Below are 11406 nucleotides of genomic sequence, written 5' to 3'. Positions count from 1 at the left end.
TACTTTACGTAGGTGCTGCTTCTGAAGTGGAAATGAAGGAGAAAAAAGACAGAGTGGACGATGCGCTTCACGCAACAAGAGCTGCTGTAGAAGAAGGTATTGTTGCAGGTGGTGGTGTTGCTTTGGTAAGAGCGATCGCTTCTCTTGAAAGCCTTTCCGGTGCAAATGCAGACGAAAACACAGGGATCAAGATCGTGAAAAGAGCAATCGAAGAGCCATTGAGACAAATCGTTGCCAACGCAGGTGGAGAAGGTTCTGTAATCGTTGCTAAAGTAGCAGAAGGAAGCGGAGATTTCGGGTACAATGCTAAAACAGACGAGTATGTAAACATGCTTGAAGCAGGGATCATCGATCCTACAAAAGTAACAAGAGTTGCCCTTGAAAATGCAGCTTCTGTTTCAGGAATGCTTTTAACAACAGAATGTGTAATCACAGAAGTGAAAAAAGACGAACCGGCTATGCCAATGGGTGGCGGAATGCCGGGAATGATGTAGTCTTAACTGCTATAAATAAATTAAACCGTTCTGCTTTTGTAGAGCGGTTTTTTGTTATTTTAAAATGAAATATGGTTTTCCGTAAAGATCATATAATTTAAAGTTTTTAATTTAGCTAAAACTAATTGTACAAAAACGATATAATGACAATACATCTCTTTATTGACACTAACGTATATTTAAAATTTTACCATTACTCTAATGATGATTTAGAAGAATTAAATAAACTACAAGTTCTACTAGACAATGATAAGTTAGAATTACACCTTCCTAAGCAGGTAATCAATGAATTTCAAAGAAATCGAGATACTAAGCTTGCAGATGCACTAAAAACTTTTAACTCATCAAAACTTGATATTCAATTTCCACAATTTTGCAAGGAATATAAAGAATATGAAAATTTAAAAAAGTTAATTAAAGATTTTAATCATGAGAAACAAAAGTTATTAAAAAATATTATGTTAGCTATTGAAAGTGAAAATCTTAAAGCAGATAAAGTAATTAGCTTATTATTTTCAAAATCTAATATAATAAATACTACTAAACAATTAGTTGATGATTCTAAATTAAGATATGATTTGGGTAATCCCCCAGGAAAAAATAAATCATATGGGGATGCTTTAAATTGGGAATCTTTATTAAAAACAATTGAATATGGAAATGATCTGTATTTTATTGCCGATGACAAAGACTATTTTTGTGAAATTGAAAATTCAAAATTCAATACATTTTTGGCTAAAGAATGGAATAAGAAAAAAGGCAGTACAATTAAATTTTATAAAACATTATCAGACTTTTTCAAAGATATATTTCCAGATATTAAACTAGCTACGGAACTAGAAAAAGATCTATTAGTTGACAAATTAGAAAGTGCTGGCAGCTTTTATAGTGCGAGAAATATTCTACAAAAACTTTATAAATTCGATATATTTTCAACTGAACAAATTAATCAAATAATATCAAGTAGCTTAGAAAATAATCAAATATTTTGGATTAGTGAAGACGAAGATATCAACGAAATGCTACATGTAATCGTAGATAAAAATAAAGAAAAGATTGATGAAGCTCTACTGCAAAAATTTAGAACAAATATTCCAAGGTTAAACCCGATAGTTCCACCATCTCCACCACCACTTTAAGGTAATAAGCTATGAAATTACGGCTTAATCAATTTCTAGAAAAACAGTACTATCCTTCATAAACTTAGTAATAACAAATGAATTGCATATTTTGTAAGAAAAATTCAGATAATTCCAAAAGCGTAGAGCATATAATTCCGCAATCTTTAGGTAATGATAATCACATTCTTGAAAAAGGCATTGTCTGTGATGCTTGTAACAACTATTTTTCAACCAAAATAGAGAGAGAAGTATTAGACTTACCTTATTTTAGAAGTTTAAGAAATAGAAATTACATTCCTAACAAAAAGAAAAAGATTCCCAACGAAGTTGGATTTTTTGGTAATTTAAAATTTGGTAAGGTTGAAATTTTGGAGAGTGAAGGAAAAAGTTTACAAATTGTTGTAGAAAAAAAAGAAATTTTTGAAAAGATATTAAGTGGAGAGCTTACAAATTTTAAAATTCCAATTCAAAATAGACCACCAAAAAAGCATTTACTTTTATCAAGATTACTTGGCAAAATTGCGATAGAAGCACTAGCACAAAAAGTTAAGAAAGTTGATAACTGGAATTTAGAATTTGTTAACGATAAGGGTTTAGATGTTCTTCGTGAATATGTTCGCTACGGAAAAGGGCAATATTGGGAATATTATACAAGAAAGGTTTATGAAGAAACAGAAATGTTTACTTCTCAAAAAGAAGAAAAGTCCTATCAAATCTTAAATGAATATGACCTCATTTATTATGAAGAAAAATATATAATTTTTATTTGTATTATTTTGGGAATTGAGTATGCAATATTGTTAAATGGTCAAGATATAAGTATTTATGAAAAATGGCTGAAGGAAAATAATTATAAAAGTCCATTAGATACGGACGAAGATAAAAGAATAAACCAATAAAATACGATGCTCAATAGTATATGACTCAGATGTCGCGGATTTATAATCCGTGACATTCCCTATCAAAAAACCTCATTCGTAAAAATTTCCAATCTACGCTTTTACAATATAAAAATTAAAACTACGGATTGCAAATCCGCGATATCGAGGTTTACTCATCAATTTTATACTTTTCTATATCAAAGTCAAAATCAAATAATTCTTTTGGATGAATTTGTAATGCTACGGCAAACTTTATCATAGTTTTCAAAGTTAGATTTCTTTTTCCTTTTTCATATTTACTTACTTCTGCCGAATCAATACCTGTTAAAAATTCCAAATCTTGTTGAGTTTGGTTATTTTTCATTCTAATTTCAGAAATACGCTTTCCTATCAAGATTTGCAGGTCTTTGTGAAAATCCATTAATACTATGTTTTCAATTAAATTGCATTTATAAAAATAAATATTATTGGAATAATAAAGAAATCCCAACTCTCGTTAGGATTTTGTTTTATTTTTATTTTTAAATTCTTTTTGCAGATATTCAATCTCACTTTCAATATTTTTTAATTCTTTATCAGTTAGCTTCGCAAATAAAAATAACATATCAATTTCAAAAAAGTTGCAGAATTTAACTAGGTTTTCTATTGTTGGATTAGTTTCGGCACGCTCAATTCTACCAACATGATTACTTGATAGATTAAGTTCATTTCCAAGTTGGAACTGTGAAAGACTTCTCTTTAACCTATGCAATTGAATAAGCTTACAATTTGGAATTTTAATTCTTCAATCTCCCATTTATACATGGGATAAATTTTAGACTTTTTAAAAGTTTCAAACTTCATCAGGACTTATTCGTTTTAATTTCTTTAATATCGTATTTCTTCTCTTTAATTGGTTCATTGGGAAAGAAATCTTTAATAGAACAACCTAATGCAATGGCGATTAAATTTAAATGAATTAAGTTATATTTAGCTTTTTTAGAAGGTGCCTCAATTTGTGAAATGAATCCTATGTTCTTACCAATCGAAAGAGATAACTCTTCTTGAGTAATACCTTTTTTTTCACGTATTTCTTTTATACGTTTTATAACAAATCTTTCTATTTCGTCTAATGATTCATTCATAAGTCAAAGTGAATGAAAAACATTAAAAAAAATTATGTACTATAGTACATATTTCAAGAATTGTTTTATATTTGTAAAACAAGTTAAGCTAAAAATACCTTTACTTCAAAGAATATAAAAAGCCATTGCTCAGAATCTCGATTCGAAAACTGGTAATTTTTAGTATACAAGACAACAAAAGAAAATTGAAATATGGCGTAAAAAATTGCTTATTTAGAGATTAAAAACACAATTCATCATATACCCTTGGTTTGTATAGGCAGGAAGTTCAGGCATTTTTAAAACTTCCTCCTGTACAGCCAGAAAAATGTAAAAACAAATAACCAAAAACCAAATTTATCAGATAACAAAAACACCATGACGAATTCAAGAAAACTTAAAATTTATTCAAGATTTCAGAAAAGCAGCAACCAACTCATCATCGTTCCGGAAATCCGCCTCAGAGGAAAATGGCTTGATGAAATAGGCTTCGGAGAAGGAAAAATGGTGAATATTCAGCAGAAGAAAAACAAAATTATCATTACGGTGGACAAATTATAAATCATCGCAATATCTACAAAATTATTAACTTTCTAAAAAACGTGAAGAAAAACAATGGTTTGTGTATGCATACAATCTACGAATGTGTAAATTTGAAAGTCAGCCGCAATGAACTAAAATCACTATGAAACATCCCTTGATCTGCATTTTTATTTCTGTGTTGCTTGTAAGTTGCAGCGCTTCAAACCTCAATAAAAAAATAGGTAACGATGTTGCGCCTGCTTATCCTACAACAAGTTATCTCGACATAAAGCTGGATTCTAACAAACAACTTCCTTTCAATCCGTATATTCTGGAATTTACAAACGGTAAAAAAACAGTGGTGTTTTGCGGTGTAGCTCATCTCACAGACGATTCGGATATTGAAAATCCAATGTTTACAAAAATTGAGCAGAAATTTTTTGCTTTCATACCCAATATTGCCATTAATGAAGGAGGCGACATCTCAAAGAAAATTTATACTTCTAAACAGGATGCCTTATTAAAAGATGGCGAAATTGGATTAACTAAAATACTTAGTGACAGTCTAAAAATAAAAACAGTTGACGGAGATCCGCCAGTTTCCTTCGAGTTTAAAGAATTACTTAAAAGCTATTCTAAAAAAGAATTCTTGGCGTACATCATTACAGAACGCCTTATGTGGGGACTTAAAGGACAGCACATTACAGACCTCCGCGAAATAGAAAAAAGATACAATACATTTATAGAAAACTATATCATTAAAAAAGGCGGTGTAGCATTATCCAAGTCCGAACAAAAGTTCAGTTTCTATAAATCCGGTTATGAGCAGCTGTTGAAACGTCCTTTCGACATTTTGGAACTTGAACCTACGAATCCCTTTGAACCAGTGGGGAAATTTCAGGAAATCGGAAGAAAATCCAAAGAAATACGCGACCAGTTTTTACTAAGTACCGTTGATAAATTATTAGACAGCAACGACAGAATATTTATTGTTTTTGGCGGATGGCATTTATTAACCTGTAAACCCGGACTTGAAGAAATCATTAGCAGAAAAAGAGAATAACTTTTATTAATATTTAAAAAGATGCAGCGGATTTGAAATCTGTGACATTTCCCTACCCAAGAACCTCGTTCGTAAAAATACCTAAAAACTAATATCAGAATATTTTTCACTTTACTATAAATCCTGAAATTAATCCGATTACAAATACACTATACCGATTTTATTAAACTTTTTTACTATATTTAAACTATTGCAGTTCGCTTGAAGTTCGGGAATATAAAGAACCGTTATAAATAAGGCGATAATCAATAAAAAACTAAAAACAAAAAAGTGAAAACAAATTTAAGTGCTTTAAATGAGAAACAGCAAGATGCAGTTATTAGCGAAGATAAGAGACTTTTAGTTCTTGCAGGAGCAGGTTCAGGAAAGACCAAAACACTTTTGCAAAAACTCATTTACTTAATTGAAGAAAAAAATGTGAATCCTTCCGGTATTCTTGCGATTACTTTTACAAAAAACGCAACAAATGAGATGATTGACCGGCTTATCATTTCTGCAGACGAAAGTGGTGAATACGAGAAACAACTTTTTGACAAGCAAAAAAGTATTGCAGACAAAGAAAAAGAAAGATTTTTACAACAGAAGAAATACACCTGGATCGACGGACTTACAATTAAAACTTTTCATAGCTTCTGTTACAGTGTTTTACGTAATTATGGTGTAAATGAGTTTGATAACAAATTCAAAATAATAGGAGACGAAAAGCGCGACGACGAGAGTGAACTTTCAAAACACATTGCTCCCGAAACGGCTTTTGAAGTAATGCATAAATTACTGATAGACGAATGTGAAAACACAGAATACCTGTTAAAGCTAAAACGCTATATTCTGGATTATATCATAGACAAAATCCATTTAAAACAAATAGATCCTAAATATATACCCAAAGACGGAAAATATTTTACTACACTTAACGGAACAAAAGTACGTTCGAAATCAGAACAATTTATTGCAGATTGGTTTTATCGCCACAGCATAAAATTCGAATATGAACCTTTGCTAAACATTAAAGATTTTACTTTTACTCCTGATTTTTATATCCCGAATGCAAATCTTTACCTTGAGCACGTTAGCAATAAAAGTTACTCAACAAAAGATAAAGAAGAACAGTTTAAAATAGGGAATCTTTTGCTAATCAGGACTTTTGAAAGTATGACAAAAGATTCTGCTTTGTTCAATCACACGCTCGACAAAATTGTTAAAAATCGTTTACCATCAGATTATCACCAAAATATTTCCATAAACTTTAAAGAAGAATTTAATGGCTATCATGAAAACGTGAAAGATTTTATTCTACAAATCTTAAGAATTACGGATATGATAAAAGTTGAAAACATCTGCATAGATAAAGTTTCAGAAAACGCTGGGAAAGATCAACACGAACGTGTACGCTTTTTTTATGAGTTGGCAATTCCCATTGTGAAAAAATATATTCATTATTGTACAAACAAATCTTACCTTGACTTTAACGATTTAATTTCACGAACAGCTTCATTGTTTCAAAATCACGAAGATATAGCAAACAAATACAAAGGAAAATTTCAATATATCTTGGTTGATGAATTTCAAGACGTAAACAATTTACAAGTAGAGCTTATTAAATTATTACTTACCGACAATACCCAGTTATTCTGCGTTGGTGATGATTGGCAGAGCATTTACGGTTTCAGAGGATCAAATGTGAGCTATATTGTAGAATTTGAAAAACACTTTGCAAATGCAAAAACAATAAAACTCAATCTAAATTATCGTAGCACACAAAATATTGTTGGTGCAAGCAACGAAGTTATTAAACACAACAAATTTAAGGTAGAAAAAGACGTTCAGGCATCAAAAAAATCCGAACATAAGATCGTTGTTTTCGCAGGAAATACAGAAGATGAAAATCTGCAATTTTGTACAGATAAAGTAAAAGAGCTGTTAGAAGACGGGATAAACAATGATGAAATTTTATTTCTGTACAGACGAAGTAAGATGTTTACGCCTTATTTTTTCAGATTTAAAAATGAAAATATTCGTGTTCAGAGTAAGACAATACATGCATCCAAAGGACTTGAAGCAAAAGTTGTTTTCATTATTGGTTTAACGGAAGGCAATGGTGGCTTTCCGGATATTTGGCTTGAAGACAGGATTTTCCAAGTGATAAAACAAGCAAATCACGATCTGCTTATGGAAGAAGAAAGACGTCTATTTTATGTTGCTATTACCAGAGCCAAAGAAAAGCTTTTTTTAATTACTCAAAAGGGAAATGAATCGAGTTTCTTAAAAGAAATTCCAACTGCATACACAGTTCGAACTACAAACAAAATTAAACAGGTTTTTGATAAGGTAATCCTGTGCAGCACTTGTTTCAGCCAATTAGAAAAACTTCATAAATTTTGTCCATATTGTGGACAAAAAATATCAGAACAAAAAGACGAAATTGAAAACAATGAAAAAGAATAGATTTCCAAAGTGTTAAAATTTGCCTGCGTGTTACAAAAATATAATGATGTTACAGCAAAAAACCGATGAAAAAAATAACCTCCCTCCTGTTCTTAATACTGTCAATTATCTGTTTTGGTCAGAAAACCGTTCATTTTGCGGATTCAATCCGGAAAGCTTATCATATTCCGGAAGTAAGCTACGCGGTTATCGACAGCAAATCTACACTGGAAATCGCGGCATTAGGAAAACACGCCGTTGATCTTCCGGACACGGCAACTTTAAACGACAGATTTCATATCGGTTCCAATACCAAAGCTATGACTGCATTTATCATTGCCAAATATGTTGAAAACGGAAAATTAAAATGGACGACTAAATTTTTCGATTTATTTCCCGAATGGAAGCCGAAAAGCAAACCCGAATATGCCAATATTACGTTACAGGATCTCCTTTCTCACCAAGCAGGAATTCAGCCGTTTCAGGGAGAAGATGATCCTAAAATTCCGGATTTTAAAATAACTCATCAGGAAAAAAGAAAACAGTTCGGAGAGTTTGTACTGACGTTAGAACCTGCAAAAACAAACGAACAGCATCCTTTTGTCTACTCCAATGCAGGATATACTTTAGCGACTTTAATGGTAGAAAAAGTAACCGGTAAAAGTTGGGAACAACTGGTTGATCAGGTCTTTAACAAAGATTTAAAATTAAACGTACAATTATCGTGGCCGGAAAATCAGAAGCAGAAAGATACTTGGGGACATTTTACGGAAGATGGCAAACTACAGCCTGTTCCTTCCATATTTGATTATCATCTGGATTACACAGAACCTTCGGGAGACATCAATATAAAACTGAAAGATTACATTAAATTCATTCAGCTTAATATTCAGGGGCTTGAAGGAAAAAATAATTACCTGAAAGCCAAAACGTATACTTTTATCCACAAAGGAATTCCGAATTATTCGATCGGATGGTTTAATATTTACGAGAACGGAAAGGAACTTTCTACCCATTCCGGTACAGCAGGAACGTATTACAGCCTTGTTCATATCGACAGACTAAAGCACAAAGCATATATTATTTTCACCAACTCTTTTAATCCGGATACACAACAGGGCGTGAGACTTTTAATGAGAAAGCTGAAAGAAAATTATGGGAGTTAGAATTGATTTGTTGAAGATGAAAGTTCAGATGTCGCGGATTTGTAATCCGTGACATTTATTTACCAAGAACATCTTTCGCAAAAAAAATTTGCAACCTATACTTTCAGAATATGAAAATTAAAATCACGGATTACAAATCCGCGACATCGGACATCGGTCTTGGTTTTGACTATGTTACAGAATTTAATAAAGTAAACAAATAAAAATATAGCTGACAAATATGAATTTTGAAAATTACAGAATTATACCAAATTATAATACCAATAAAACAGACCTGTTTTTAGCTACAGAACAAGAAATCGAACTATGTGAAAAAACTTTAGCTATCGAATTTGATGACGATTATAAAGATTATGTTTTGACATTTGGTAATGGAATTCTTGGTGGAACCTATATAAGAATGTACTTACCAAAAAGGATTATGAATACATTATCAAAATGGAAAAACAGAATAACGGAGTATTGGTTTTGGGACGAGGGGAAAGACATTTTGACAAAAGATGAAGTATTAAATTCAGTACGGGTTGGCGACACATTTGACGGGGATGAACTCATACTTTATAAAAGCTACTATTATATTTTACCAAGACATAGCGAAAAAATTTACAAAATTGGAAAAACATTAGACGAAATGATAACTTGGTTATGTTCGACAGGCATTTTGACAGAACCTTTTGTGGAAAGAGATTTTGAACCATTTGACCCAGTAGAATGGGGAGAATAAAAAACCAGATGTCATTCAAAAAAGACCGTATTATAAAGAAAAAAAACGATGAATTTAAAATTATTACTGCCTTTACTATTTTTTATAATTAATTCTGTTTTTGCACAAAACACAAAGACAGAAAATCTATTGTTTGATAAAACATTGAAAAAAGACAGCATCCTTGTTGAATTTTCTGAACTTTATAATTTAACAAATACTATCCATCCAGGACAGTTTATGTTCTGTACAAAAAATGAATTTAACAAAACTTATTTATCATTAAAAAAGAGCATCAAAACAGATTTATCTATTATTGAATATTACAAATTGACAGCAACTTTAATGGCAAAAATTAAAGACGGACATACAGCAGTTGATAGAGCTCAAATTATTTCTTTGCTTAAAGAAAGATTAGTATTTCCATTCAGTATTTATAAGATTAATGACAATTATTATTTAGGTAAAACCACAGATACCAACAAAGATTTTATTGGTTTGCAAGTCTTAAAAATAAATGGAAAAGAGATAAAATCTGTAGTGAAAGAGATTGAAAAATTTATTCACCTTGAAGGCAGAAATGAAACAGGATTGAATACTCGATTCAAAAACTTCCCTTTTTACTATTTTGTTTTAAATCAAACCAACCAATTTGAAATAGAATATTTAGACCAAAATAATCATAAGAAAAAACAAAAATTCAACGGAATAACTTTTGAAACCCATACCCAAAACATTTCTGAAAAAATTGAACCTTTAACAACTGAATTTAGAACTAATAATTTGGCAATTCTAAAATTTCATTCATTTGAAAATGGCTATAATGAAAAAGATAGAAAAATTGCAGAAAAACAATTAGATGATTTTTTTATACAGTTAGAAAGTTTAAAAACTAGAAATTTAATAATTGATTTACGAGATAATAGTGGTGGAGCAGCAGAAATGGCAAACTACCTTTTTTCATACCTTACAGATAAAACATTTTACTATTTTGACTATGTGGGAGCAAAATATAATACGGTAAAAGAATGGAAACACTTTGCTCAATATCCTGAAAATATTGAGGAAATAAATTTGAACGAAACAAAACAAAAATACGAACTGAATTGCTATACAGCAACAGATGCTGCGGATTATTGGTGGTTTGAACAACAGCAGAACAAACCAAATTATTATAAAGGTAAAATAAGTGTTCTAATTAATGGCGGATGTTTTTCAACCACAGGACATTTATTAGCACTAATGAGAGAATATAAAATTGGAAAATTTTACGGTGAATATTCGCAAGGAAGTAATTATAGTAATTCAGGTGGGCAAGCCTTTGTTTTGCCTTACTCAAAAACATTAGTTTGGATACCCACTTTTCAATACAAAATGAAGACACCCAATTTTCAATATGACCCAAAAGGAATAAAACCAGATATTGAAATACAAATAAAACCAAATGACTTAAAAACAAAATTTGACAGACAAATGGATTATGTAATAAAACTAATTGAAGAGAATAAATGAACGAACGCCCAACAAGGGTATTGCCAAAAGCGGGCTTTAGTGATAGACTGAACATTTGTATTTTTATTAGTATTTGTACTAAATTTGAGCTTTAGTCCCTTCTAGCCTCACCTTCGCCAAACCCAAAAGCGTTATTCTATTAGCTAAAAAAACTCTTCCTCCCCTCAAAAATTCTACCCCACTTCAAAATCAAACAATTCTTGCGGATGTACTTCTAAGCCTTTCGCTAATTCCTGTATGGTAGAAATTCTAACATCAACTTCTCCTTTTTCAATTTTGCTGATATTACTATGGTCGACATCACATTTTTGAGCTAATTCCCGATAGCTTAATCCCAATTTTTTTCTAAATTTTTCAATTCTTTTCCCAAAAGCTATCCGAAATTCAATTCTATCCATTCCATTGTAAATATAACGT

Annotated in this window: 13 protein-coding genes; 9 read left to right on the top strand and 4 right to left on the bottom strand. The window is 31.0% G+C overall.

Features of this window, described 5'->3' with window-relative positions; all coding sequences use genetic code 11:
* From WFK35_RS05765 to WFK35_RS05755, 3 genes are all read left to right on the top strand, one after another.
* Positions 1-494, top strand: a 494-nt coding sequence (locus WFK35_RS05765; RefSeq protein WP_336731794.1) for a TCP-1/cpn60 chaperonin family protein, incomplete at its 5' end; no start/stop codon positions are given.
* A 143-nt stretch (positions 495-637) separates the two neighbouring features.
* Positions 638-1633 carry a PIN domain-containing protein gene (locus tag WFK35_RS05760; RefSeq protein ID WP_336731793.1) on the top strand — a complete coding sequence of 332 codons (996 nt, stop codon included), beginning with the start codon at positions 638-640 and terminating at the stop codon, positions 1631-1633.
* Positions 1634-1710: 77 nt separating this feature from the next.
* Positions 1711-2514 (top strand): HNH endonuclease, encoded by an 804-nt coding sequence (locus WFK35_RS05755; protein ID WP_336731792.1) that lies wholly within the window; start codon positions 1711-1713, stop codon positions 2512-2514.
* Positions 2515-2665: 151 nt separating this feature from the next.
* Here the strand turns inward: WFK35_RS05755 and WFK35_RS05750 are convergent, their stop codons facing one another.
* The 3 genes from WFK35_RS05750 to WFK35_RS05740 form a co-directional block, all read right to left on the bottom strand.
* Positions 2666-2917, bottom strand: a complete 252-nt coding sequence (locus WFK35_RS05750) for a helix-turn-helix domain-containing protein (RefSeq protein ID WP_087707305.1) — start codon at positions 2915-2917, stop codon at positions 2666-2668.
* A 75-nt stretch (positions 2918-2992) separates the two neighbouring features.
* Positions 2993-3247: a helix-turn-helix domain-containing protein gene (locus WFK35_RS05745; RefSeq protein WP_336731791.1), complete on the bottom strand. Its 255-nt coding sequence runs from the start codon at positions 3245-3247 to the stop codon at positions 2993-2995.
* Positions 3248-3338: 91 nt separating this feature from the next.
* A complete protein-coding gene (locus WFK35_RS05740; RefSeq protein ID WP_336731789.1) occupies positions 3339-3620 on the bottom strand; it encodes a helix-turn-helix domain-containing protein in 282 nt (93 codons plus the stop codon).
* A gap of 357 nt (positions 3621-3977) precedes the next feature.
* Between WFK35_RS05740 and WFK35_RS05735 the strand changes: the two genes are divergently transcribed.
* The 6 genes from WFK35_RS05735 to WFK35_RS05710 all read left to right on the top strand — a co-directional run bounded on the left by WFK35_RS05735 (position 3978) and on the right by WFK35_RS05710 (position 10989).
* Complete coding sequence (locus tag WFK35_RS05735) at positions 3978-4160, top strand: SymE family type I addiction module toxin (protein ID WP_336731788.1); 183 nt, start codon at positions 3978-3980, stop codon at positions 4158-4160.
* Between the two features lie 124 nt (positions 4161-4284).
* Complete coding sequence (locus tag WFK35_RS05730) at positions 4285-5184, top strand: hypothetical protein (protein WP_336731787.1); 900 nt, start codon at positions 4285-4287, stop codon at positions 5182-5184.
* A gap of 270 nt (positions 5185-5454) precedes the next feature.
* Positions 5455-7629 (top strand): UvrD-helicase domain-containing protein, encoded by a 2175-nt coding sequence (locus WFK35_RS05725; RefSeq protein WP_235129596.1) that lies wholly within the window; start codon positions 5455-5457, stop codon positions 7627-7629.
* Positions 7630-7694: 65 nt separating this feature from the next.
* On the top strand, positions 7695-8774 hold the full coding sequence (locus tag WFK35_RS05720; RefSeq protein ID WP_336731785.1) for a serine hydrolase domain-containing protein: 1080 nt from the start codon (positions 7695-7697) through the stop codon (positions 8772-8774).
* Between the two features lie 220 nt (positions 8775-8994).
* The gene (locus tag WFK35_RS05715; RefSeq protein WP_290263447.1) at positions 8995-9498 is read left to right on the top strand and encodes an SMI1/KNR4 family protein; all 504 of its coding nucleotides are present in this window, start codon (positions 8995-8997) and stop codon (positions 9496-9498) included.
* Positions 9499-9546: 48 nt separating this feature from the next.
* Positions 9547-10989 (top strand): S41 family peptidase, encoded by a 1443-nt coding sequence (locus WFK35_RS05710; protein ID WP_336688520.1) that lies wholly within the window; start codon positions 9547-9549, stop codon positions 10987-10989.
* Between the two features lie 173 nt (positions 10990-11162).
* Here WFK35_RS05710 and WFK35_RS05705 read toward each other — a convergent pair whose 3' ends face one another.
* Positions 11163-11387: a helix-turn-helix domain-containing protein gene (locus tag WFK35_RS05705; protein WP_214590926.1), complete on the bottom strand. Its 225-nt coding sequence runs from the start codon at positions 11385-11387 to the stop codon at positions 11163-11165.
* Between the last annotated feature and the right edge of the window lie 19 nt (positions 11388-11406).

Origin of the sequence: Chryseobacterium sp. VD8, from assembly GCF_037149975.1 — a bacterium.
GTDB classification, from domain to species: Bacteria; Bacteroidota; Bacteroidia; order Flavobacteriales; family Weeksellaceae; genus Chryseobacterium; species Chryseobacterium indicum.
The sequence above is the reverse complement of the archived record's forward strand: the minus strand, read 5'-3'. Positions and strand labels throughout refer to the sequence as shown.

Coding starts and splice junctions, on each gene's coding strand:
- WFK35_RS05760 (WP_336731793.1), top strand. CDS start 638: ATGACAATACATCTCTTTATTGACACTAACGTATATTTAAAATTTTAC.
- WFK35_RS05755 (WP_336731792.1), top strand. CDS start 1,711: ATGAATTGCATATTTTGTAAGAAAAATTCAGATAATTCCAAAAGCGTA.
- WFK35_RS05750 (WP_087707305.1), bottom strand. CDS start 2,917: ATGGATTTTCACAAAGACCTGCAAATCTTGATAGGAAAGCGTATTTCT.
- WFK35_RS05740 (WP_336731789.1), bottom strand. CDS start 3,620: ATGAATGAATCATTAGACGAAATAGAAAGATTTGTTATAAAACGTATA.
- WFK35_RS05735 (WP_336731788.1), top strand. CDS start 3,978: ATGACGAATTCAAGAAAACTTAAAATTTATTCAAGATTTCAGAAAAGC.
- WFK35_RS05730 (WP_336731787.1), top strand. CDS start 4,285: ATGAAACATCCCTTGATCTGCATTTTTATTTCTGTGTTGCTTGTAAGT.
- WFK35_RS05720 (WP_336731785.1), top strand. CDS start 7,695: ATGAAAAAAATAACCTCCCTCCTGTTCTTAATACTGTCAATTATCTGT.
- WFK35_RS05715 (WP_290263447.1), top strand. CDS start 8,995: ATGAATTTTGAAAATTACAGAATTATACCAAATTATAATACCAATAAA.
- WFK35_RS05710 (WP_336688520.1), top strand. CDS start 9,547: ATGAATTTAAAATTATTACTGCCTTTACTATTTTTTATAATTAATTCT.
- WFK35_RS05705 (WP_214590926.1), bottom strand. CDS start 11,387: ATGGATAGAATTGAATTTCGGATAGCTTTTGGGAAAAGAATTGAAAAA.